We start from the raw sequence: 25,211 nt of genomic DNA, 5'->3' as shown, positions 1-25,211 counted from the left end.
CAATCGAAATGTCGACGATGCGCATCATCCGACATGCGCCTTCCTTGCCCTTTTGCCAACGCATCGATTTGAGCCAAGCGCCTTGACAGACCGGCACTCGAAGGTTGATCGACTTCCGAAAACGACCACACAAAAGACTCATGACGACTGCATCCGAAAAATCCGTCAGGCTCGCTGCCTTCACCGAATGGGCTAGCGAACATATAACCGGCGATGAGAAAGGCGAGGCCCAAATTTTTCTCGACAGGCTATTTCAGGCCTTTGGATGGAAAGGTCTCAAAGAAGCTGGCGCGAAATGTGAGGTGCGAGTCAAGAATACCAATGGCGGAACTTCCTTCGCGGATCTCGTGTGGAAACCAGTTGTCCTTATCGAGATGAAGAAGAGAGGCACGAGCCTCAGCAAACACTATAGTCAAGCGTTCAGATATTGGATGCGCCTTGTACCGAATCGACCGCGCTACGCGATACTTTGCAACTTTGATGAATTTCAGGTTTACGACTTTGAAACGCAGCTGGATACTCCAGTCGATACTGTCAAGCTTAGTGAGTTATCCGCCAAGTATGGCCCATTGAATTTCATGTTCCCTGGGGACATCGCTCCAATATTTGGCAACCACCAAGAAAGCGTGACTCGGGGCGCAGCAGACAAGTTGGCGGCGTGTTTCAATTCACTAACGAAGCGTGGAATTGAACGCCCCCTCGCGCAGCGCTTTGTCTTGCAGATGTTAATGGCCCTATTCTCTGAGCACATTGGGCTGTTAGACAAATACCTAGTCACCAGCATACTCGACGATTGCAAAAAACCGCAAGACACGCACGATCTGCTAGGTGGCCTATTCGAGGCCATGAATGCGAGAAATGGTGTTAGAGGTGGTCGGTTCAAGGGCGTGCCATATTTCAACGGCGGACTATTTGCTGAACCCGCGCGTATCGAACTGGTCACTCGTGAACTAAATTTGTTGAAGGAGGCGGCGAAGTTCAATTGGTCAAAGGTGAGACCCGAAATTTTCGGAACGATCTTTGAGCACTCCTTGGGTAAAGAAGAACGCCACGCGACCGGCGCTCACTTCACGAATGCCGTGGATATCATGAAGGTCATCGGACCGACGATTGTGGCTCCATGGTCGGCACTCATCGAGTCAGCCAAGACGTTAGGCGAGCTCAAGCGGCTGTTAGCGCGGATTGAAAGCTTCACCGTCCTTGATCCCGCATGCGGTAGCGGCAACTTCCTGTATCTCGCTTACCGGGAGCTTAAACGCTTAGAGGCTCGAATTTACGAACGCATGGCCATGGAATACAAGAGTGTAGATCCTCGGCAACGACCGTTCGGTTTTGTATCAGCCCGAAATTTTTTCGGCATGGATATCAACCCTTTTGCCGTCGAAATTGCGAAGGTAACAATGATGCTTGCTCACAAGCTAAGCATTGACGAGCTGCATATTAATGAGCTAGCTCTGCCGCTTGATAATCTGGATACAAACTTTCGTGCGTCTGATGCATTGATCAATGCTGACGGATCGCGCGCTGCGTGGTTCAAAGCCGATGTCATCATCGGCAATCCACCATTTCTCGGTTCAAAATTGCTAAAACCGAAGCACGGTGCTGACTATGTGAAGCTGTTACGCCGCGCGTACCCTGAAGTACCTGGCATGGCAGATTTTTGTGTTTACTGGTTTCGACGCGCCCATGACGAGCTCAAGCCGTGCACACCGATCGATCCACTAGCGGGCAGAGCCGGTCTTGTTGGCACCCAGAATATTCGCAACAATGCCTCCCGCATTGGAGGAATGGATCACATCGTTGCGACAGGCACCATCGTTGATGCTGTGGATAATCAGCCATGGTCCGGTGAAGCAAACGTGCATGTTTCGATCGCCAACTGGGTCAAATCGAAAGATAAAAAGCTAGTCCCCGACTATTGCCGCCTCTGGTTCAAGGTCGACCCCGCGCCGGGCGCAAAGAAGCGGCCGCGCGGAACTGGCGCTGCCGCAAAGCAATACGAACTCGACATGCGCGAGGTGCCATACATCAATTCGGCGCTCTCCGACAAAACCGACGTAAGTGCGGCCCTGCCGCTGGAATGCAACACGATGCCGCAGCGATGTTTTAACGGGCAAATGTTGGGACATAAAGCCTTCCTACTCAGTGAATCCCAAAGGTCCGCTATCGTTAGCAAAGATAAAAGGTCCTCGAAGATCATTCACCCGTACTTGAACGGCGTCAGTGCCCTAACCAACACTGTACTCAATCGGTACGTCTTGGACTTCGAATCGATGGACCAACTCCAAGCAGCAACGTATCAAGGAGCCTTTAATTGGGTTAAGACGCACGTGCTGCCGGATCGCATGAAGAAAGCGCAAAAAGGCAAGGACAAGGACGGGAACCTGCGACCGCATCACAAGGCATTTCTAGCCAAGTGGTGGCAACTTTCATTTGGCAGGCCTGAGATGCTCTCCGTGGTCAAGCCGTTGCCGCGGTATCTCGCCTGCGCTTATGTCACCAAGCGCCCCATCTTCATGTTCGTCTCGTCCGGCGTGCGGCCCAGTAATCTCATTCAGGTTTTCGGATTCGACGACGATTACAGTTTCGGCGTTCTGCAATCAAACATACATTGGCTATGGTTTATCACGAAATGCGGAAAGCTTACCGAACGATTCCGCTATAGCGCTGAGTCCGTGTTCGATACGTTTCCATGGCCACAATCTCCAGCCTCCGGAGATGTCAAGGCCGTAGCGGAAGCTGCCCGGCAATTGAGAGCGGTACGTGAGGTAGCACTGAAGAATATGAAAGGCGGCCTACGTGCGCTATATCGAACGATGGAACTACCGGGCAAGAACCCGCTCAGGGACGCACAGGCAAACTTGGACGCAGCCGTGCTGTGCGCGTTTGGTTTTTCTCCGAAGAGGGATATTCTTCAACAACTACTAGAACTTAATGGAGACATTGCGGACCAAATCAACCTAGGACACCCTGTAACGGCACCAGGAATTCCTGCTGGATATCCAAATGCTGCCGCCCTTGTAACAAAGGACTGTCTCGGGTCTTAAATCGACTTTGGGGTCGTGAACCCCTCATCAGGAAACAGACATGCCGCAGGCCTCTCAGGCCTGCGGCACAGGCAACCGAGCCGGCTAAGCCGCTGTCCCACATACATCCGATTGCTCGCCTTGTGCGACCACAACGTGCTCCTCTAACGAAGGCAGTCCCTTCACAATTCGTACGGTTTCCAGACTCACGCGCACAACCCTCTTTAGTAAATCGACGATATACCGGACGTCTTCTGACCAATCATTCGGATCGCTCTCGATGCTGCTAGCTCTGTCCTTCAATACAGCATAGCGCTCCATAATCCATTCAATGGCAGACTTGGCATTAACAACATATTCGTAAGCCTCTAACGGGATATCACGTAAAGTAAGGTTTACGTTGTAGATGATCACGCTCTTATCCGGCTTCCCCCCCTTCTTTCCAAACGTCATCTTCTCTACGCGATAATCCGCCGGCTCCATTACTAGCCGCTTCGACTCTTCAGTAAGAGGAAAAGGCTCGACCGTCTCATAGTTAAGATGCCAATGCGCAAGTTTTTCACCGGCTTCACGGAACGCGTAAAAGTCCTTGGCAAAGGGGATGCGAGGCAGCATCTTCTTCAGGTCCGCTGCAAACCGCCGCTTGTATTCTGGCGAATGCAGTACTCCGTAGACGTACAGGAAAATGTCCCTCTTAGTGATCGCGGTGTCACCGTAGTGCTGCTGGAATTGCATATGTGCCCAATCGCTGATCGCGTCGTGACGGACGTAGCCGTCAACATCCGGCTGGACGTCAGGAGCATCAAACAGACCAAGAGAAGTCGCGTCCTCGGTTGGTTCAACCTTCTCATACCAGTACAGCGGGAAACATTGCCCAGTGTCCGTCAGATGCATATTGGGCACGTGATCCGTGATGAGCGCGGAATAGCCTTTCCTGTCCGCTACGCCCGTGCTTGAAATCACAAAGTTTTCGTGATTCGGCGTGGGAAACAGCTTTGGAATCTGGTAGACCATCTCATTGAAGCTTCGATCGAAGTACATCCATTGTTTCGTGAACGGTCGATAGCTACCCTGCACCATGGCCTCAGAGGCAAACTTCATCGGCTTGCCCCGTTTGGCATCCGCCTTCAACGAGCGCGTCCAACTGATCCGCTTTGGATCAGTTTCGATCACGCTCTCAATGTCGGGCCACTGATCCTTCAATTTGCCCCGGCACGCTCGGACGTACTGCGCCACATTGTCGTTATAAACATCAATTAATCGCGTCATATTGGACGCAACTGCGCCTTTGCTAAAGCCGTAGGTCCATGGATCGCGATTCGTTACCACGCCTAGCGAGTAGAACGCGAAGAGCGCCTCATCAGTTGTCCCATCCTTGTTTCCAAGAGGAACGAAGCGGTCAAACGCCGGATCACGTTGATTGATCCAGTCGCCTTCTTTGTTCGGTGTGAGCTGTTCCCAATGGAGTTCGCCGATATTTCCCGCCTGCACTATGAGAGCTAGCTTTTCCTCCCGGCTCAGGTAATCCCCGATGTCACGGTAGAACAACTCGCAATCTCCAAGGTGGGAGGGGTCCTTCACCATGATCGTTATTGCCACTGGTGTACGCGACCCTTCAGCGAATATGCCCCCTGCTTCCTTCTTGCGATCTTCCCCCTGCTTACGGGCGTCCCCACGTAGGTTGAATAAGTAAAGATGACTAAACTCATCCGTCAAGCATTTACGCAGGCCATCCATATTGTTCGCATCGAGGAACGAGCCATTGGTCACGAAGGCGATGATGCCCTTATCGCGAATGCGGTTCGATGCCCACCGTATCGCTCGAATGTACGAGTCGTACAGGTTCTTCGCGAGCTTACCGCTGGATCGAGCTGCATACGTATAGCGGATAGACTCATCGAGCCCTTCGTAGCGCAAATTCTTGTTGTTGTCATTCTCGCTTTCCTGCTGTGCCGAGTAGGGCGGATTGCCAACGATAACCTGGATGTCCTGCTGCTTTTGCCGGTTAGCTCGACTGCTGTTTTCAGGAAGCACGACTGTGTCAACCAGATCGCGCGTTTCCGTCATCTGGAACGTGTCGGTAAGTACGATCCCATCGAATGGGTAATACTTGTCCGTCAATGCGTGCTGCGCGCTCTCTATGTTGATCGCCGCGATGTAGTAGGCCAACAGAACAATCTCGTTGGCGTGAAGCTCATTCCGGTATTTGTGCAGTAAGTCATCCGGTCTGATTAGGCCTGACTGAAGCAGTCGAACCATGAACGTACCGGTTCCGGTAAATGGGTCCAAGATATGGACGCCCTTGTCAGAAACGCAGGTATCGAAATGCTTGCGCAACGCCACATCCACGCTGCTCAGGATGAAGTCCACCACCTCGACCGGCGTATACACGATCCCGAGGCGTTCCGCCATCGGACGGAATGCGTTGTAGAAAAACGTGTCGTACAGATTCCGGATGATGTCTTGTCGCGATTTATCACTTTTCGCAAGAGAGACTCGGTCCCGTACGCTCGCGTAGAATTTCTCGAGCTGCTCGGCTTCGCTGGTGACATTGTGGTCGTCCAAGACGTCGACCACCGCCTGCATCGCCTTAGATACGACGTTCTGGTTGGTAAAGGAATAGCCCTCGAACAGCGCTTCGAATACCGGCCGGGTAAGGATGTGCTGTGCAAGCATTTCCACGGCTTCAGCTTCGTCTACCGACGGGTTCAGGTTGTCTCGCAATCCCGTCAGAAAGCAGTCAAATGCCGCTCTGGCTTCAGTGCGCGACAGAAGGTCCCGGATACGGGTGATGAGGCGTTCCGCGATCTGCGCAACACCCTTGGCCCATTCACTCCAATACTCTCTGTCGCCCAGCTTCTTCGGAATGGCCGCGTATACAGCATCGGAGATGGCATCAATCGGAAGAGCAGGGAAATCCAGCGGAAGCGTGCCCCCCTCGCCGCGATCATTACCATCACCGCGCTCCTCTCGCTCTCCACCATCAACGACCCGGATCTTGCGCCGAAACTCAGCCTCATCGACAAGCGATTCGTCGTGTGCCCGCAGTGCCTTGATAACCTTCCAGATACCCTTAAACTGCGGATCGCCATCGATGTAGCTGTTGTAGTCCTTGACCTTCGACGATGGGATTCCGACCGGCAGGACGATATAACCGTACTGCTTGCCATCCGCCTTCCGCATCACACGGCCGACAGACTGCACGATATCAACGATCGACTCTCGTGTATCAAAAAAAATCACAGCGTCGAGCGCCGGCACGTCGATGCCTTCCGACAGGCAGCGGGCATTTGAAAGCACGCGGCATTCGTTATCCGCGGACCGTGCCTTTAACCAGTTGAGCGCCGTTAGTCGCTTCAGCGCGTTCATCCCGCCGTCTACATGATCGAGATTACACCGTACCATTGCCGCGTTTTGCTCGCCATCATGAGCCTGGGCATACAGTTCCACCAGGTCCCTGAACACCTCTGTCGTAGCTTTCGAATCCTTAATCGATCGCGAAAAGGCGACAGCGCGCCGCATGGGTCCCGTATCATCTGTAACCAGCTCCTGCTCGCCGTCCTCACCAACGAGCACGAGCCCCTGCTTGGAAAGACCCTTCCAGCTTCCAACGATCTTGGTCGCGAACCGAGTATCGATCGCCTTCTTTGTGTCGATCTTGAAGGCGTTGTACTGATTCGCGAGGCTCGCCATGCGGTCTTCCTCGACCGCGACGATCAGCACCTTGTACTCAGTGAGCAAGCCCTTGTCGACTGCCTTGCCAAAGCCTAGCCGATAAAACTCTGGACCAAAGACACTCTCATCGTCCATGGAGTAAAGCGTTGCGCTGCTCTCCGCGGCTCGCGTTTTCGACGCGTCGGCAAAAATGCGCGGCGTCGCGGTCATGTACAACCGCTTCTTGCCTCGAACGACGCCCTGGTCATGCACCTTGACGAAAGCCGATTCGTCTTCGTCGTCGTTCAGCGTAATACCCGTGGTGCGGTGGGCCTCGTCACAAATGATCAGGTCGAAGTCATCCAGACCAAGACGTTGCGCATCTGACACCACCTGGATGGACTGGTAAGTGGAGAAGACGACGGTACGCCGGTCCGACGCTACGGCAGCTACGGCAGCCGAAAGCCTTCGTGCATCGGTGGTCGCAGGATACGCCAGGTCATGCGCTCGGATGTCCTCGCTTTCTTTACCGACCTTGCTGTCCGAGCAGACAACAAAAGCGTGAATTTCTGCGGACGCCTCTGCTGTCCATTCCCGTAGGGTCTGTGAAACCAACGAGATCGAAGGGGCCAGAAACAGGATGCGACCATTTTTGGGCGTTTCGCTTTCGGCGATCTTCAGGGCAGTAAGCGTCTTACCCGTTCCGCAGGCCATTATCAACTTGCCTCGGTCCCACGCAGCGAGTCCGTTGCGGACTGCATCCAGCGCTTCGAGCTGATGCTCGCGCAAATCCTTTTTCTTGCGCAGCCGAATATCGCGAACGTTGGCAAGGCTGAATTGCGACCAGTCAACCGGACTATCGGCCAAATTCTGCACACCAATCCGAAACGTCGGAATCGTCTGGTCTTCCAGAGCGTCCTCGGCGTGCTTGCTCCATTTGTCAGTGGTTGAGAAAATCAACCGCTGCTTAAAGCTGATTTCCCCGTCCAGCCCGGCGTATTTCTGCCCCGACGCAGTAAAGAAAGAATCGATGTGGTTTTTTTCGAGCTGGCGCGCAGGGTCGAAAAACTTGCATTGGATGGCCCAAAAGTCACCGGTCCCCCGCTCGCGCGCTACGAGATCGATCCCTACATCCGTACGGTTGCCCCGGTTCGGCCACTCGCTCCACAACCACACGTCGCTCAAGCGGTCAGCGTACTGCGGGTCCGTTAGAAGGTAACTAGCGATCAGCCGTTCGAAACGGTCGCCGAGGTCTCGCATGTCGGACGCCGCTTTTCGGAATTCTTCGAGGATGCTATCGATCGTGGTCATCGGCAGGGTCTTGTATTCGTTGGGGAGGCATTATGCCAACTCACGTAGTGGGGCGATACTGGCTTAGGGGAAACTGTGCTTGGGCCCTGTTAATAGTAGCCGACCGCCGCTAACCAACATACCAGCGCCCGGTAAGCCGGCTATAGACCATGCCACCATTATCGACGCCATTTGCATGGGGATCTGATTGCAGTCGTCGGCAGGAGCCTGCGCAAAGCTTTATGTCCGAGAACTGACTGCCACGGATTCCGGCGTTCTGTCCCCAAGTGATCGACGCGGAGATCCGATCGCGGGAGTTTACACAACGAATTTGTTGTGTATAGAAACGGCGCTGCATGACATCAGCATTTTGACAGGGCATCCCTGCGTCCGCGCACTGCCGGACTATTCGCCCGTGACTAATTGCGACCTCTCGCTGGACTACCGAAATATTCGCTCATGCGTCTATTGGCACCAAGGTGACTTCGACGGAGGCTGTTTCGCCGCAATTGAGACTGATCCAAAAGGTTGGCGGGCCTTCAGGCGGTAGCTCTGCCCCCGAGAGGATCGGGTAGGCCAATCTGGCCTGCCGGCAGCCGAAGCGGATCATGTAGGCAAGCACCTGACGAACATCCGACTCGTCCACTCCCCAATCCGGACGCGCAGGCCGCAACTCCTTCCACTTGGCGTCGACGATGGCCTGCGGCGATCCGGCGCGCCGGTCGGTCTTCTCGGACCAAAGCTGGACATCGGGCATCAAGCGAAACGCTTGTATGGCTCTGCCTGATCCGCTGGGCGCATCGATGGTAGGGCCGATTGTCGCTAGGCACCGCACCGCGCCTTTAAGCTGCACAGCGATACCCTCTGGTGCGTTGGCCCGTTCGTGTCGGGCGACCCAGTGCTCGAAGAGGGTCTCCATGTTGAAAAGGAGTGCCGGGGCTGGTGACGAGCCGGCCGCAAGTGATGGCGAAAGTAGGTCAAGTAGAAGTTGCGCCCAGCGGAGGGCTTCGTTGTAGCGAGTGGTCTCACGGGCGCGTTTGAGCTTGGCCACGCTCTCGGCGTCGATCCGGACCAAGGAGACGTCGCTGAAGAAGGCACGCGCTTCAAGCCACAGGCGTTCTGTGGAGCGTTTGCGCAGGTGCGGACGGCACCGCTCAATGGCCGCGAGGAGCGCTTGATTGTAGGGGTTATCGAGCGAGAGGTCGTCTCGCAAGCAACGCCAGAGTCCAGGGCGCGACGCCGCCAGACGCTCAGACTCGACAAGCAGCAATCGACCGCGCAGCACCGACTGGTCGTCCACCGTCTCAACGTAGCGTGTGAGTAGTCCGCCCTTGGCCACGCGCAGAGCTTCCCGAAGGAAGCTGCGGATAAAGAGGTCCAGCAGCGGCGCCCGGTCCGGGGCCTGTGGCGCGACGTCAATCGGAGAAATGGGCAGGTTCTCACCGCACTGGAGAAGACGTAACAAGGCACGACGCGCACGCGCTAGGCGCTCTGGTCGCGACCCAGTGCCTGCGAGGCTAGCAGCGTTGGCGCGTGTCTCACCCATTCCCCCCCAGACCTTGGGAAGGATCTCAAGCGTGGTGACCTCGACCCCCGACTTCGGGCTCGCACCGCCCCCCAACCGGCCGCTAGGCAGGCGCACCAAGCCGCAGTGCATAGAGAGCGCGATGCGTTCGCCCTCGCGTACGCAGAAACCCCGTTGTACGCTGTTGAGTTTCACGAGGGTCGATGCTTCTGCCTCGGTCACCAGCAAAGCCTCGTTGTCGTCACGCGAGAACTCGCGTGCGAGCTGACGCTGGCGTGCGACCTGTTCATCGGTGGCGACGCGCAGGCACTCGCGTTCAAATACGGCCAGCGAAAATCTCGACATCGTGCTTTCGGTCAAGCTGTAGGGGCAGAGGCGTCCGCGTCCGCTGGATTTGCGTCAGCCACGGCGAAACCGAGCTCTTCCGCCCTTTCGTCTTCAATTCTCTCGAGCTCTTCGAGGTCTTCGAACTCCTCCTCGCCTCCTTCCTCCTCATCAGGAGAGACAGGAACTGGCAAGTCGGCGATAGCGGCAGCGAGCAACTCACCTCGCAGGTAGAGGCCGATGAAATCGGCTGCCTTCCACTCAGCTAGGTCGGCGCTGGGGCGAATCGAGACACGCGCCTCTTGACCGTCGATGTCGGCGGATGAGTCGAAAAGCGCGGCAGCGTCAAGCTCACGCTCGACGTAGAAGACCGACGGCTTGTTCGATCCCGTGAGAGCAAGCTTCGCCTTGGCCGGGTCATCGAAAAAGTACTCCTGCAGCAGCGGGATGACTCTTCTGGAGAACGCGCGCCGGAGGTCCCAGAGGTTGCGAACGCCTATGAGCAGCGCGTGGCCAATCGCGTGCTCGCGGTCGAGCAGGAACTCGATCCGATCGTTGATCGCCGAGAGTAAGGCTCTCAGATCTACCCCGACGACTTTTTCCTTTGGTAGTGCACGAGGATCCGCGGGAGTCTCTATAAACTCGAAGCGTCGACGGAGCGCCCGGTCGATTGACTGCACCGAACGGTCGGCCGTGTTCATGCTTGCGACAATGTCGAGGTTGGCTGGTACTGCCAATATCTCGCCGCTGTATTGAAGCCGAGCGGCCGAGCGCGCCTCAGAGAAGTCGAGGTTGGGCGTAGGCGAGCAGCGCTTACTCGGCTCGAGCAAAGTGATGAGCTCACCGAATACTTTGGCAACATTGGCGCGATTGATCTCATCGATGAAGAGCGTGTGACGTACGTCTGGGTGCCTATGCGCGCTCTCGCAAATCTCGCGAAAAGGCCCTGGCTCAGGCGTCTCCCCCAAGCGGCCGCCCTGTCCGGGTGCCGGTCGATATCCCTCGACGAAGTCTTCGTATGAGTAGGACGGGTGAAATGAGACAAAGACCACCCGCTCGCCATTCCGGTAGCGCTGCGCGCGGATATTCTCCATCACCCATGTCTTGCCAGAACCAGGTGGGCCGAAGAAGATTCGGTTGCGTGGGCGCCAAGGCTTGATGGCGCCCGTAAGGACCGCGGCCTCGGCATCTAGCTCATCCTCTGCCTCAAACTCCTCAATTGGGGCGACCGGCGTCCCTTGGGAGTGCGCGCCCTTGGGCGGTCGGCTGCGCTTCTTCTTGCTCTCGTCCGGGGCAAGCAGGGGCGGGAATACGTAGTAGTCTATTTGCCGCGGAGCATGCTCGGCTTCCAGACGCTGGCGGACTTCGAGCAGGGCCTCGTCGCGCGCGGGCCGACTCGCACGGGCCGACTTAGGGACGCCGAATGTCGGGTTGCGCGCGAGTGTCTCCTTGCCACCCTCGGAAAAGATACGCTCGAAGCTATCAGGAAAGAGCGCGTGGCAGAGGATGTGATAAAACTGCCGCCCTCCGGTCTCATCGAGCTTGTCCATCCACTTCGCAAACGCCCACGGATCCGCCAGCAGCGTCTCGCGCTCGGGGACCGTCATTTCGGCGACTGACTTGAAGAGGCGGATTGCATACGAAAGCTCCATCCAGAGCAGTACGTTGTATGCGGTTCCGGTGCTACCTACGCCAAGCATCGTGTCTTTGTCGAGGAACGGCGAGGCAACGTCCAGTTCGGGCAGCGGCTCCTTAGCCATCCCCCACAGCTCCTTGAGCCGCTTGATCTTCGACCCTTTTAGGAAGCTGGACACAAAAACGAGCGACCAATAGATTTCCGCGCAGAGCGCAACGCTCTCCGGCGGGCAACGCCCTACCTGATGCGGAAGTTTCTCCCAAAACTTGGACCCGCGTTCGTCGTCGCTGCCGACGATCGGATTGTCGACGTAGTGCGTAACCAGCGGCTCAAAGTGTTCGGGGATCCAGAGGCGCTTATCTGGCAGAAAGAGCGATCTCTCACCGATAAGTGCGATTTGCTTAAACTTTTCGGCAGCCTCGTACGTGAGATGGCTCTTGGGCTTGTCCGGGATGATGCGGCTCATGTTCTTATCGCGTGGTTGGGGTCCCGACGGACCGAGCTTCGATGTCGAAGCCGCCATGATAGCCCGCAGCAAGGGGAAGTTGGCGAGATGGGGGTGTCCTCTGTAACGGGACGCTCACGGTCTATATGAGCCGCGTGCATAATACAGTTGCCGGCCCGTCTCGGGTACCTATCGACGGGCCATTCTCATGACTCGCCGCGTGGCTTCAAGTCTATAGCTGTCTGCTCCGTCTAATTTCGATACGATCCCCGAGACACGGGTAAGTCCCTCTAAGACTCTCTTTCGATGCAACTGGACGCCATTCCCAATATTTGTGAGACCGGAACCTACGCGACGGTGTTGTTTGCGCAGGCAGATATATGTAGGCCTTTCGCATTAGGACGGTGTCATGCATGGCTCTGGTGGCAGCCAAGTACATAGCCTAATGCGAAATTGAGTCGGCACAAGAACGAGTGAACACAATACGTAGCAGGAACAGACGACAGGGGGAATTCAATTGGCAACGGCTGCATCCATCTCAGTCAAGGAGACCTTGGCGCTCTTCGATGGCAAGTTTGCGGGACTGAGCAAAGGCGTGGCGCAAGGGGAATATGCGTTCTGGCTGGGTTCGGGCATATCACGCGATCGAGTCGTCGGACTCGACGGCGTCCTCGCCAAGCTCATCGAATTCCTGCGCGTCCGCGCCACCGCAATGGCGAATTGCGGATACCGCCTGGCCCTGGACAAGATCATCGACATGGCGGCTCCTTCCGCAGACGAACGAGCGGCGATAGACCTTTCGCAGCCGTCGTCGACCTGGGCAAGCCTCAAAGACATCCTAAAACGCCTGTGGAATCAGTACTCGGCCGTGCTGTCGGTTGAAATACCGGGCGAGAAACTCGACTATCTGCTATGGGTCGGCCTCGACTTTCCGCACACCTTTGGCGCACAGCTCCCCGACGCCGAGCATCTGGCAATCGGTATGCTTGCCCTCGAAGGAGTCTTGACCGAACTGGCCACTGCCAACTGGGATGGCTTGCTCGAAGCGGCGATGCAGGAACTCGGCTATGACGAGACCTTCTATCGGATCACCGTGACCGGCGAAGACCTCCGCAACCCGGCCGCAGCTGCCATCCTCTACAAGTTTCACGGCTGCGCCCTACGCGCGATCGCCGACGAGGCCGGGTATCGCCCGCTGCTCGTTGCGCGCACCGCGCAGATCACCGGCTGGAAAAGCAACGAGACCTTCAAGATCGTGCGCGATCAGCTTGGCGCTCTCGTTCAGCGCAGCCGAACGCTCATGATCGGCATGTCCGCGCAAGATGAAAACATCAAGCATCTGTTCACCTCGATGAACGCCCAGAAAGGCTGGAAATGGACTGACCAGCCCCCCGCTATCGTGTTTTCCGCGCAGGAACTTGGCGACGATCAGAAGAACGTCCTCATTGGAACCTATGGTGAAGCCGATTACGAGGCGCACAGAAACGACATCTGCGAAGCGGCGCGACTTCAGGCCTACGCCAAGCCGTTGCTACTCGGGCTGCTTCTCCACGTTCTCACCGCCAAGCTTGAGGTCCTTGCTGGCGACGCAAAGGCTGCCAATCTCGACCAACCGGCCCGGGATGCGATCGCCCAAGGGATCAGAGTGCTCCGCGACCGCGTGGCCGATGCTGGCGACGCCGACCGGCCCGCACTCGCGCGCGCCATTGCAGCGGGGCTCGCACGCGCGCGCCACCAACTGCAAAACGGTGTCAGCGCAGCGGGTGTGCAAGCCTATTTCCCACTAGATGGCGAACCTGTGCACCGCATGAAAAACAAGCTGGCGCTGAAGAGTTCCGGCCAGCGAGAGGCCGCCGTCGCCTTGGGCCTGATCGGATTGGAGGAACAGGCAGCGAACTGGGTCAGTTCGATCGACGATCCTGCCGATCCTCGAGCCGGCGCCTTGCGGCTCACATCGCCGAACGCCAGCACGCGCCTCTTTTTTGCAGCCAATGACGACACCGTCACCAGTCTGCTTGAAGCGGGCGCCTTCGATGAAACCGATAACGACGCCGTGGTAGTCTGCTCCGGGCGTGTCTCGGAGCGGCAGCAGCGCAGTCCGAGCGCCTCCATGCGCAGTGGTGCCATAGGGCCGCGTTATGTCGCATTCGGGCCGATGCTCGGGGACGCCGCCGATCTGAACGACCTGCGCGACCGCTTTCGCAGCGAGGTAGGGCTATGAGCACGACCGACCGCGTCCTCGATATTCTCGTTCAGGAAGGGGGCTATCGCCAGCTTCCTAGGCCGTTCAAGGTGGGCTCGATCTCCTTCGACTTCACGCATGCGCTCGTCGCCAGCGAACGGGCTAACGACCTCGTCATCGTCATCGAGCTCAAGGGCGATACCGTCGATGACGGGATCATCCGAAAGGTCATGGCGCTTACCCGCGCTCTCGACGTGATGCGGTCAAAACGGCCAGTGACCGCAGTTCTCACCTTAGGGCAGCCGCGCTCCGAAACCGTCCAGTCGATCAGCAAGGTCTGCCGCGTTCTGCAGGTCGGCGCGCCAACTGGACCTGACGCGATCAGCGCGGTGCGCGACTGGCTTTCAGTCCTGTTACCGCTGATCCAGCAACCTGCTGTCGAAACACTCCTGGACTGGGAAGCCGATCTACACGTCGCTACGGCGGCGTCCGCCAAGGGCGAATTCATGGACGCCCTCATCGGCGCCGCGCCGCACGGCAAGGATGCTGTTGAAACCGTCCTGGCCGACGCGATCATGAGATCTGCCGACGCCGCAATCGTCGATGAAGGAGACGAGGAATGAATAGCATTCGGCTTAAAAACCTCGTTGTCCAGAACTTTCGCAGCCTTCGCGGTAAAGTGGTCATCCCACTAGACGCCCAGGTTGTGCTGATCCACGGCACAAACGGCATGGGCAAGACAAGCGTGCTATCAGCTCTCGAGCTGGGACTCACAGGCAAGATTGCGCATCTTGCGGCTGAGGGTCCGAGATACCAGTCGTATCTCACCACACTCGACTCCGGCGGAGGCTCGATCTCGCTGACCACCACCGCTCCTCTCGCCGAAGGAGCAGCCATCGCTGGTGCGCTCGCCTTTTCCGATGACACTTTTCTCCCCAAGCCGCTGCTCGACACCGACGACGCCCGCTTCTTCGCAGAGCGATGCTATCTGCCGCAGGCGACGCTCGGGCGCTTGCTCGAAATCTATGACGACCAAAAAACGGAAACGACATCGCCGCTAACCTTATTCGTCAAAGAACTACTCGGCCTCGATCCGCTCGACGCGTTGGTCGACGGCCTCGATCACGCATTCAATGTCACGCGTGTGCGCAAGCTTGTGCCGGACTTTCGTCGCCTGGAGGCGCTCAAAGCTTCGCTGGAAGAAGAGCGCAGCCGTAAGGATCGGGCGATCGATGAAGCAACGAAAGCCGCCGGAGAACGGCTCACTCGCCTTAATGAGACTCTTTCTACGATCGTCGGCGACGGCGCTGGGCCGACGGTCTCCGAAGTCACAGATCTCAGCCAGTTCAAGGCCAAGCTGGAAGCCGACCGAGACGGCGATCGTCAGCTCACAGACCTCACACGGACGCGTTCGGAATTGCGAGGGCTGCAAGAACGATGGAGATCGCTGCCATCGCAGCAGTCGAGCCGCGACCAGGCCGACAGGGAAAGGGCTGATCTGGCGGCGGGCGAGGCGCTCGCCACCTGGCGGTCGACCCGGGGCAATGTCCTCGAGGACGCAATCAACGCGGTCCGCGCCCACTTTTCCGACGTGACTTCGTTCGAGGATGGCCTCGAACAAGGCAGATCGGAGGCGCAGCGTCGTGCCCAAGCCGAAGCCGACCGCTGCGGACGGCTACTGGCGGCCCACACCACGGCGAGCGCACAGGTCGCGACCTTGAATGCGACCGTGCAACGCGCGTCCACGCGAATCGACGAGCTCAATCGGGACCTTTCCGGCGCGGCCGAAGACGCGAAGACGCTCGCGAACGCGCTTGCCGGCGTCGTTCCCCATATCGAAGGCGAGACATGTCCGGTCTGCAGCCGCAACTACGCCGAAATAGACGCCGGGTCGCTTTCAGCCCATGTCGCCGCCAAAATCGCATCGCTCACCAGCGAGGCCGGGCGCCTCCAGTCGCTGGCGACGGCGCGAGCTGAAGAGAGTTCGCGTCTGGCCGCTGCCCAGCGAGACCTGCTAAGCGCCGCCAACGGACAGCTTTCTGCGGACGACCTCGCCGCGCTCACCGTGCGCCATGCTCAAATGGTCGATCTGGCGCAACGTCTATCCGACCTGAAGGAAACCGCTGCAGAAGGAACCAGGTTGACAGCCAACGCGGCAATGGCCCGACAGGCGGTGGTGACAGGCCGCCGGAGGGACGAACAGTCAGTCTCGCTGCTCCCCGAAATCGAGACCATGGTGCAAGCCTTGCTGCAGCGGTCCTCCAGCAGCTTTGAGAGCATCGATCTCGCGCTTGCCGAGGTGCACCGGATCGTAGAGGAGCGCGTCACGGAGGCGGAGCGCGTCGCCGCCGTCAGAGTCAAGGCCAGTTCGGAGCTCGACATCCGCATTCGCGACCTCGCCCAGATTGCCATCCTGCGGTCGGAACGCGATCAAACGCTCGCCCGCCTCAATACCCTCGACATCGCATTCAAGGAAATCGATACTACCCGCGGACACGCCAAAAAGGTCTCCGAAGCTGCCGACAAAGTGCGCTCCGATATCGTCAAGAAGGTGTTCAGCACATCGCTCAACAAGGTTTGGCGCGATTTGTTTGTAAGGCTGGCTCCATCGGAGCAATTCGTACCTGCATTTCGGCTTCCCGTCGGTAGCGGTGGCAACGTCGAGGCCGTGCTCGAAACTTTGCATCGCTCCGGCAAGGCGTCCGGTTCGCCTGGAGCGATGCTGAGCCAAGGCAATCTCAACACCGCTGCGCTGACACTTTTCCTCGCGCTTCATCTCTCCGTTCCGGTTCGTATGCCTTGGTTGATACTTGATGATCCGGTTCAGTCGATGGACGATCTCCATATCGCACAGTTCGCCGCGCTGCTCCGCTCGCTGTCCAAAGGCATGGATCGCCAGGTGGTGATCGCGGTTCATGAGCGCGCACTCTTCGACTATCTGACTCTGGAGCTTAGCCCCGCGTTTCCGGGCGACAGCCTGATCACAGTCGAGATCGCTCGCAACTTCGACGGTGAGACGGTCGCGACACCACGCGCATTTAGCTTCGAGGATGATCACGCCATCGCCGCCTAATGAAAGTGGACTTAGATGACAGTCGGTTCGGACGACCGAAATCAGGAATCTTGAATGTCCGATTCGGTTTGAGATCGTTGCCTCCACGCGGCACGGCAAAGATCCCAAAAAAAACAAGGGCGAGAATCGAGCTCCTCCCGGAGGATTTAACGGTCGCGCATGCGGATAGTCCGCATGTCGTTAGCGTTTTTCTTGTCGATTGTTGTCCATTTTTTCGCCGGCACGAGTCGCGTCAATGATTGCGGGCGTTGAACGCCTGCATCAATGTCTTACTTAAAGCAGAGATGAGAGATGATGCAGCATTACGCTGACTAAGTATCTGGCCTCGGGGTTGTGAACGCGCCCAGTCCAACGTCAGTCACTTTGCTACGGCTAGAGCACCGAATCTCGCCCCAGAAACAGTCAACGAAATGCGCGCTCTACACGAGCAAGATGCGCGTCGTATGGGGTGTCAAAATCACTAACGTTAGACTTCCCGGCCCAGTACTCTCGATGCGCCTTGTACCAAATCCGCAGCTCGGGCGCTACATTCCGGATAAACGTCTCGGCGCTCTCCCGATGGAACGTGTGGTTCGTGTAGCGGTGTGGCTGCGCGTAGTACAAGGCATAGTCTTCGCATTCAGGCAGGCAAGTACTATGACCGTAATGAAGGGCGTACGGCGCATGAAGGTATGGGTGTTCGGGCGAGTTCGTCTCGGCTATCCACCACACCTCTGCATCGCTGGCGGACAGTTTTCGGCAGCACACTTCACAAGTGGCAGATCCTCGCCCGACGAATTGCTGGGTGATAGGCTGGAGAATGTTCTTCCTGATGTTCTGTCGCATCGTAGACAGCTTTTCACTTCGCGTCTGGCCGTGCGTTTGCCCCAAGAAGAACCATAGAATCCACGTTGAGATCGCGATCGCTATCGAGCCGATGGCGACCATTGCCGCGATCGGTAACGGCGAGGCGATTAGCGTCCCGACGAGTTGCAAGACGAACCCGACTGAGAGCGTAATACTCCCCAAAATCGCAAAGAAGTTGAGAACCGGCTCGTATTGCGTATTGCGAGTCGCCATGTCCACGATTGGGGGCAATTGCCGAAGCGTCGAGATTCTCTCCTGCCGAGAGGTCAGCTGTGCCCCCGCCAGCAACGTACCGCCTATAATGCCGAACACCATCCCCAAGATGTTGAGCACGGTAGCAACTGTGTTTTGGTAGGCCGCCGAGCGGTTATCGGCCTCCATCTTATCGATTCGTAGTTGCTGTGCTTGCGCCAACTCTTGCGCGTGTTTCAATTGCGCAGTCAACGTGGCTTGCTGGGCTGACACCGCCCGAACTGTCTCTGCTTGTGCGTTGAGCAATGCACGAGTATTCGCTTCTTGACGTTTCAACGCGTCGACTTGTGCGTCTCGAGGATGAGCGCGCTCCCATCGAATATCGGGGGTAGCGGCTGCGAACGCTATCCCAACAGCTGAGGCCAATGCGATGATTGCGGCTGAACGTCCAATGTGATCGAGAAGATGCATCGTGGGATGAGTAGTTTCCAAAGGGCTTTGGCGAAGAGATTCTGCCACGCATGATAGCCGCTAACCGCCGCATTCCCCATTCAAGGCGATCAAGGGCGCCACTGTGAGCCGCCTTAAGCGCATCGACTGGCGCGCCGTCACTGAGGACGTACCTCCGAAGAAAGCATGGGGCAAGTGGTGTCGTGAACGGATAGGTACCGTGCACACGTTTCAGGCGAGGGAAGAGAGTGTTGTGATCTTCGTGCTCGGTGCGGACCACCACGCTGAAGGATCGGCGAACTGGGCTGCATCGAAGCCGAATCTGCTCAACGGGGCAGTGACGCGCGCACAGCATCGCATTTTCATCATCGGGGATGCCTCTCTCTGGGGGTGGTCTGAAGCACTTCAGCGAGGCTCTGTCGCAACTTAAGACGCCGACCACTGCGGAGCAATGGCTAGGTCGGATTCCAATCTAACCATGTCGTCCGTCGAGATCTTTTCCTTGTGCTGGACTACGAGGTTTTCGGTCGCGTAACTCCCTGTCCCGGTCGACGGTTTGGGAGATTTTTTCCCGGACTGCATTCGATACTTGTGCTGCTCAATTGGAAGAAGATAGATGGCACAAAACGAAGCAAGCATCGCAGAGCTCATTCACGACTATCTGCGCACTCGGGCCCATCGGGATAGTGTCCGTTTTTCGCCATTTCCGCTTGGAGGTCAGGATCGACATTTCTTGTCTGACTCCCTTTTGGGACGAGTTGATCATTTTTGCTTGATTGAAATGAAGTTTGGTGAAGCTCAGCTGCAATCTGAGGCCAAGAAAAGACGGCGCGTAGAAGCGTTGTGCCGTGCGCTCGAACGAGAACCTGAGATGCGGGCGCTGCACGATCAGTGTCACTTTATTGCGTGGATGGACAAAACAAAACATGTCCGCGCCAGCGCGTATAGAGATCGTATTTGCAATAAAGAGGTGCTCGGCTCAAGCTGCGGGTTGACCCAGAATGTGCCCGATCTCGGATCGACTGTTTCATTGAATTCCTTTGCTGACGGATTCCTTGGCCACCCACCGACGAAATGTTTATCAAAGGAAGATTTCAAGCGATACATCAATTGGCTTCACAACGTGGTTACCGGCACACCGATTATCCGACTGGACTTGTACGGGCGAGCCGTTGACGGAAACGGCGAAGTTGTCGCGTTTCCGCTAACATCGATTGACGAAGTACATGGGTGGTTTTTAAGGCAGTAGCCTTGGCGAATTCATTGGGAGCAAGCTTCGGCGATTGAGCTTCCGTTGCATCGCGTGAATGACTGCTGCGCTCCAAAACGCGGCGCTCGAACTGCGAGGCTGTGACTGGCAGCAACGGGTCGATTTCACTCACGTCGAACTTCTGGTATGACTTGTCCTCGAGTAACGGTACGGAATGACCGGTTCACTCTGGTACGGACGGGCAATGCACGACGTCGGTGGCGGATAGGTCGCAAGTTTGCAAGTTGTTCGACACGAGCGAATGTCTCCCATGCTCAATTTCCTGTCCCGAAGACATTAGCCAGTTGTTGCCTTCGTTCTCCATCCTCACGCGAGTTTCGGATGGCGTTCAATGCAGAGGCGGCCCCATTGAACATCTACTGGCCGTGTGGCCGTCCGAATCTGAAATCTCCTCCCAAACGTTTTCGGAACTCAATCAGGCCGATTTTCGGCCGTAAACCCAAGGGAACGTCTGACCTTGGATTCAAAATCCTGATATCTTCCCTGTGTACGTGATGTGATATTAGAACGAGTTAGAAAAGATTGAGGGCCGCTATGGGGACCAATGAGCTGGCATTATCGGGGCAGGCGTTAATCGAGGATATCCGCCGCAACGATTACATGATCGGGCTGGATATGCCGCAGGAGGTTGAAGGGGCCGCGAACAGCCTGCGCGGACAACTCAACAACGCGCTGCGTTTGCTGTCGGAAGACCTGTATGCAAGCGACACGCACTTTCTCCTGGAGCTATTGCAGAACGCTGACGACAACAGTTATGCGCCGGACGTTGTTCCGTCAGTTCAGATCAAGCTGTCGCAACAGCGACTCACGTTTTTCAACAACGAGGTCGGCTTCGCTGAGAAGAACGTACGGGCGCTTTGCGGAGTAGGTCGGAGCACGAAAGCTGCTGACAAGAAGAGCGGATTTATCGGCGAAAAGGGGATCGGTTTCAAGTCTGTTTTTCAGGTTTCGAACAAGCCCGAAATTCATTCGAACGGGTTTCATTTTTCTTTTGACATGTCTCGCCCCGACGAGCTTCTGGGGTACGTCGTGCCCAATTGGACGCCCCCGGACGTCGACACTAGCGAGACCGGAACAACGGTCGTGTTGCCTGCGAAAGCGGGCCGAACGTTTTCCGATAGCATCCTGAAGGAACTGCATCCGAAGCTGATGTTGTTCCTGCGGAGACTTCGCCACCTTGATCTCGCGCACGAGACAGGTCGCGTCGTGTTTGAGCGGCGAGACTCCGGGAACGTGATATCGATCATCACGGAACAGTGCGATCAAGCCGGGTCCCCCGTCGAGAAATCGACAGAGCGGTACATGCGCTTTGTTCATCGGGTGTCGATGGCTCAGGCTACGGATGAAAAGCGTCCGGACGCAATTGAGAGTGACCTTGTTCTGGCGTTTCCACTCGATGCTGAAGGCAACGCGCTCGCCGAGCCAGGAAAAGAGGTTTTTGCCTTCCTGCCTATACGCGCCTTCGGCTTTCGCTTCTATATCCAAGGCGATTTCCTGCTAAGTTCGAGTCGCGAGGACATTCATGGCGAGCGGCCGTGGAACCAGAAACTACGTGACTCTATTGCGCCGGCGTTTGTACGCGCGATCGAGCAGTTCCGGAAAGCGCCTTCTACTGCGAACGGGTATTTGAATTACTTGCCGAAACCCAAAGAGGTAACGGCCGCTTTCTTCGTTCCTGTTGTCGACCAACTTTTTGCAGCGCTCAGCGAAACGGAATGCATTCCCTGCGCAACGGGCGTGTGGCGCAAACCGTCCGAGGTCATGCTTCCACCGCCCGGATTTGCTGAGCTTGTTTCGGCGAAAGAAGCCTTGGCGTTATTTGGAAAGGATTATCCCGCTGCTTCGCTCACGGTCGACAATGAGACCCTTGGCAGGCTCGGCTGCAAGGCGCTGACGTACGACGATCTGGTCAATATATTCAAAGATCATACGGCGTGGCTACAGCAGCGCAAAATCGAATGGATGCTGGACTTCTATAGGTTTATCGCCGGATTGAGGCGCGAAGATCTGCTGTCTGCCGGTTTCGCGAAAGCCCCGGTAGTTCTCGATGCCAAGGGCGCGTTCCGGTCCGCGAACTCCACCCGCGTCTTCTATCCACTGGCACCGGGGAAGAGATTCGGATTCGAACATGAGTTGACGCTTTGCCACGAGGCGATCGCACGAGCAACGTCCGACGGCGACAAAAGTCTACAAGGCCTCTTCGATGCCGTTGGGGTGAAGTCCGCTGACCCATATCAGCTGATCACCGAGCACATTCTGCCCTTGCATGAAAAGGATGACTGGAAGCAGTCAGGTAACGAGTCTCTCGTCGGCCACCTCCGCTACATCAAGGAAAAGCAGAACGAATATCTTGCGGGCGCTAAATCCCACGGAACTAGCGCGGAGGCGGCTTGGGAGAAACTGAAAACCGAACTATGGGTCGGAACTAAAAACAGGACGTTCTGGCAAGCAAGTCAGATGTACCTTTCGTCGGAGTACCAGCCAGAGTTCGACATCGAAAGTCTCCTTGGCGACGGAGTTGAAAAATCACGACTTGTCTCGCCCTTGTATCTCAAAAGCACGGGAAAGTCGGAGAGAGTGGACGCTGAGGAGATCGCTGGCTGGAGGACTTTTCTCATCGCGCTTGGCGTAAATCCGTCTCCGCGCGTTGACCAGATGACATCGGGCGATGTGCAATGTAGCGCGGAGCTTCAACGACTGCTTGAGGCCCCGGCATCTGCAACGCGCCGCGTGACCCTGGAATGCCTGGACAGGAATTGGTCCAGATATCCGTCTAGTCCGCGCTTCGTCCCCAAAGGCAAACCGTCGTCCGCTGCGCAGATTTACGGTTTTGTTCACAAGCTACGGGTCACCGTCGCACCGTCAAGAAAACGTGTAGAAGTAACGCTTGAGCAAGCGTTCCGCGATTCCAAGGAGTTGCGCGAAGCATTCGGTGATTCTCCGCATTACGTTGATGCTCAACTGTCGAACGAGGCGTTCCTCGACGCGTGCGGGATTCTTCACCGACCTGATGTTCAGACCTGCGTCGCACGACTGCTTCAGTTGCAGAAGGCGCCGAACGTCTCAATGACGTCGGTGAGGCCAATTTATCGCTTTCTCGAGCGACTGTATGAACGCAACCCGGATACAGTCAGGCAGGCGTTCAGATCGCACGCGCTTTTTCTGGTGCGAGGAGCATCACCGTCCTGGAAAAACCTGAGCCAGGTTGTCTGGTTGCAGCAAGGAGAGTTTCTCAGCGCACTCTACCCATCCCTTCAGGGGGCCTACGCGGAGTTCCAGTCTTTCTTCGTGCGCAAACTTGGTGTTTCAGCGGATCTTCCGACTATCGCGTTGATTCGTGCTTTGCCTTCGCTGGATACGTCGCCGATATCACCGGAAAGCCGGGCGGGCGAGGCAATGCGGATTTACACCCGCGCAAATCGCGAGATCGTATCGCCCAACGGCGATGAATCGGTGCCGGCGTGGCTTGACGAATTCGCAGACGGAAATTCATTCCTCTCCACCAGCGGTGAAATGGTAGTCAATGACGGAGAGCTTCTCATCAACGATGACCCAAATATCGCAGCGTTGTTTTACGGTCGAGAGGGGATTCACTTTGTTGACGTCCCGGTTACACGTCTTCCGCAGATCAGGGCTCTGCTTGATGCCGCTCGCGTGCCAACGCTTTCGTCGAAGGTCTCCTTGCGTCTCGTCGATCCGGGCCCCGGAGTGGTCATCGAGTCGCTGACCAGCCGAGTTGCGGAACGTTGCGTTCTGATTGCGCGAGTGGTTTACGCGAATTCGCACGCGGCTTTCACTCGTGCGGTCGAGAATGGCAAATGGAAGGTCCTCTCGAAGCTTGTTGTGTCGGAGGTGGGTAATCTCAATTTGCACGCGGAGCTTCTCGGTGAGGTCGCTACCACAACCGGTCACGTGCTGATCGACGGCTCGACCGCGTATGTGCGAACCGGTGTCAAAGGCGTGGTCGATCGACTGGCGGCAGAAATCTGCACACTTCTCTCGGTGTCGCCGATACTTGCGGATGCCATCAGCCGGATACTCTCAGAACCGGAATTCGAGGGTGCAGCGGAGTTCCTCGAAGTGAAGGGCGTCACCGAGTTGCCGACGGAGGAGGCCGAAGGATTGTTCTCCGATCATCGGCCGCCCCCCGATGAGGAGCGAGACCAGCCGGAAGGGGACGCAGACACTCAAGATGACGGCGAGAGCGAGGAGTTCGCATCTGAGACCGAGGCGACCGAGCCGAATTCGAGCGAACCGCCAGCTGGGGCGGGAACGACACGTCCGTCAGCACCCGTGAGCGGCGGAGACACTGCTGCCGATTCGGGCAAGTCAGGAAGCGGCCATGGCGTGACCGGAGCCACGGGCTCCAGCGCGGGTACTGGCTCGAGCGCGAGTGAGGGTACAGGCGCGAGCAAGAGTACGGGCAGGGGGACCGGGACGGGTGCAGGTGCAGGTGCAGGTGCAGGTGCAGGGACAGCAGAACCTCCGCGACCGTCGTCGAACAGCTCGCAGGGAACCGGAACGACCCGTGCTTCCGGTGCAACCAGCGGCGAGCCTCGATCAAACAATGGCTCGTCGATGCGTTTCTCGCCTATCGCGTCGGGCATACCTTTGCCTCCGAGGCTCCGCGCGCCTGGCGCTGGAAGCAAGCGACGCCTGATAGAGGAAAGCGGACAGCGTCTTCTCAGTTATGTCGAACCCCATGATCCATCGCGCCAGCCTGACGACTCCGACTCGGAGCGAGAGGATGCGCGAACCGAAGTGGAGCAGGCTGCTGTCAAGTTCGTCTTGGACAGTCAGGCTGCGAACTGGAAATCCCTCGAGGAAATGCCTCCCTTCAACAAGGGATTTGACATTCGCGGGATCTCTTTGGATGGCCAACAGTACTACATCGAAGTCAAGGGGCAGAGCGGCGCGTGGACAGCTTCTGGGATCGCGATGACCCCATCGGAAGTGCTGTGTGCCGCAGAGCATAGGGATCTCTACTGGCTATGCGTTGTTGAACACGCATTGGATGAAAATCGGCGACGGTTGTACATAGTCAAGAATCCGTTCGGGAACGCCGGCCAGTTTCGCTACGATTCAGGATGGAAGGATATCGCGATCTCTGAAAAGAGTTCGGCCTTGGTGCCGGTTGAAGGTCTGCGCATTGAGATTGAAGGGGAAGGTAGCGGGACAATAATCGCGGTGCCCAAAATCGGCGGCCGCTTCACACGTGTGCAGGTTCGTCTCGATGACGGAACCGAAATAATCCGGATTTTCAATCCGGCCAAAATGCGTCTATCAAAGGCAAGCTAG

At 57.0% G+C, this 25,211-nt stretch carries 11 protein-coding genes; 7 read left to right on the top strand and 4 right to left on the bottom strand.

Annotation, left to right across the window (positions count from 1 at the left end; genetic code table 11):
- Nucleotides 1-140: 140 nt before the first annotated feature.
- Nucleotides 141-3,047, top strand: a complete 2,907-nt coding sequence (locus RW095_RS35940; RefSeq protein ID WP_317020496.1) for a DNA methyltransferase — start codon at nt 141-143, stop codon at nt 3,045-3,047.
- A gap of 84 nt (nt 3,048-3,131) precedes the next feature.
- Here the strand turns inward: RW095_RS35940 and RW095_RS35935 are convergent, their stop codons facing one another.
- The 3 genes from RW095_RS35935 to RW095_RS35925 form a co-directional block, all read right to left on the bottom strand.
- Nucleotides 3,132-7,991 carry a DEAD/DEAH box helicase gene (locus RW095_RS35935; protein WP_317020495.1) on the bottom strand — a complete coding sequence of 1,620 codons (4,860 nt, stop codon included), beginning with the start codon at nt 7,989-7,991 and terminating at the stop codon, nt 3,132-3,134.
- Between the two features lie 436 nt (nt 7,992-8,427).
- Nucleotides 8,428-9,840 carry an McrC family protein gene (locus RW095_RS35930; protein ID WP_317020494.1) on the bottom strand — a complete coding sequence of 471 codons (1,413 nt, stop codon included), beginning with the start codon at nt 9,838-9,840 and terminating at the stop codon, nt 8,428-8,430.
- 11 nt (nt 9,841-9,851) lie between these two features.
- Nucleotides 9,852-11,921, bottom strand: coding sequence for an McrB family protein (locus RW095_RS35925; protein WP_317020493.1), 2,070 nt, complete (start codon nt 11,919-11,921; stop codon nt 9,852-9,854).
- Between the two features lie 532 nt (nt 11,922-12,453).
- Here RW095_RS35925 and RW095_RS35920 point away from each other — a divergent pair.
- From RW095_RS35920 to RW095_RS35910, 3 genes are read left to right on the top strand one after another with little or no spacing between them, the layout of a single operon-like run.
- Complete coding sequence (locus RW095_RS35920; RefSeq protein WP_317020492.1) at nt 12,454-14,121, top strand: SIR2 family protein; 1,668 nt, start codon at nt 12,454-12,456, stop codon at nt 14,119-14,121.
- A complete protein-coding gene (locus tag RW095_RS35915) occupies nt 14,118-14,705 on the top strand; it encodes a hypothetical protein (protein WP_317020491.1) in 588 nt (195 codons plus the stop codon). The genes RW095_RS35920 and RW095_RS35915 overlap by 4 nt, the downstream gene beginning before the upstream one ends.
- Nucleotides 14,702-17,155, top strand: a complete 2,454-nt coding sequence (locus tag RW095_RS35910) for an AAA family ATPase (protein WP_317020490.1) — start codon at nt 14,702-14,704, stop codon at nt 17,153-17,155. The genes RW095_RS35915 and RW095_RS35910 overlap by 4 nt, the downstream gene beginning before the upstream one ends.
- Before the next feature lie 402 nt (nt 17,156-17,557).
- Here RW095_RS35910 and RW095_RS35905 read toward each other — a convergent pair whose 3' ends face one another.
- Nucleotides 17,558-18,664 (bottom strand): hypothetical protein, encoded by a 1,107-nt coding sequence (locus RW095_RS35905; RefSeq protein WP_317020489.1) that lies wholly within the window; start codon nt 18,662-18,664, stop codon nt 17,558-17,560.
- Between the two features lie 103 nt (nt 18,665-18,767).
- On the opposite strand from RW095_RS35905, the gene RW095_RS41605 reads away from it, so the two are divergent.
- From RW095_RS41605 to RW095_RS35895, 3 genes are all read left to right on the top strand, one after another.
- The gene (locus RW095_RS41605; RefSeq protein WP_394365169.1) at nt 18,768-19,073 is read left to right on the top strand and encodes an AAA domain-containing protein; all 306 of its coding nucleotides are present in this window, start codon (nt 18,768-18,770) and stop codon (nt 19,071-19,073) included.
- A gap of 186 nt (nt 19,074-19,259) precedes the next feature.
- Nucleotides 19,260-19,892 carry a hypothetical protein gene (locus RW095_RS35900; protein WP_317020488.1) on the top strand — a complete coding sequence of 211 codons (633 nt, stop codon included), beginning with the start codon at nt 19,260-19,262 and terminating at the stop codon, nt 19,890-19,892.
- Nucleotides 19,893-20,447: 555 nt separating this feature from the next.
- Nucleotides 20,448-25,211 carry a sacsin N-terminal ATP-binding-like domain-containing protein gene (locus RW095_RS35895; RefSeq protein WP_317020487.1) on the top strand — a complete coding sequence of 1,588 codons (4,764 nt, stop codon included), beginning with the start codon at nt 20,448-20,450 and terminating at the stop codon, nt 25,209-25,211.

The sequence above is a fragment of the Paraburkholderia kirstenboschensis genome (genome assembly GCF_032806925.1).
GTDB classification, from domain to species: Bacteria; Pseudomonadota; Gammaproteobacteria; order Burkholderiales; family Burkholderiaceae; genus Paraburkholderia; species Paraburkholderia kirstenboschensis.
Note: the sequence above shows the minus strand (reverse complement) of the source record. Positions and strands in the feature narration are given on the sequence as shown.

Coding starts and splice junctions, on each gene's coding strand:
- RW095_RS35895 (WP_317020487.1), top strand. CDS start 20,448: ATGGGGACCAATGAGCTGGCATTATCGGGGCAGGCGTTAATCGAGGAT.
- RW095_RS35940 (WP_317020496.1), top strand. CDS start 141: ATGACGACTGCATCCGAAAAATCCGTCAGGCTCGCTGCCTTCACCGAA.
- RW095_RS35935 (WP_317020495.1), bottom strand. CDS start 7,991: ATGACCACGATCGATAGCATCCTCGAAGAATTCCGAAAAGCGGCGTCC.
- RW095_RS35915 (WP_317020491.1), top strand. CDS start 14,118: ATGAGCACGACCGACCGCGTCCTCGATATTCTCGTTCAGGAAGGGGGC.
- RW095_RS35930 (WP_317020494.1), bottom strand. CDS start 9,840: ATGTCGAGATTTTCGCTGGCCGTATTTGAACGCGAGTGCCTGCGCGTC.
- RW095_RS35910 (WP_317020490.1), top strand. CDS start 14,702: ATGAATAGCATTCGGCTTAAAAACCTCGTTGTCCAGAACTTTCGCAGC.
- RW095_RS35905 (WP_317020489.1), bottom strand. CDS start 18,664: ATGCATCTTCTCGATCACATTGGACGTTCAGCCGCAATCATCGCATTG.
- RW095_RS35900 (WP_317020488.1), top strand. CDS start 19,260: ATGGCACAAAACGAAGCAAGCATCGCAGAGCTCATTCACGACTATCTG.
- RW095_RS35925 (WP_317020493.1), bottom strand. CDS start 11,921: ATGAGCCGCATCATCCCGGACAAGCCCAAGAGCCATCTCACGTACGAG.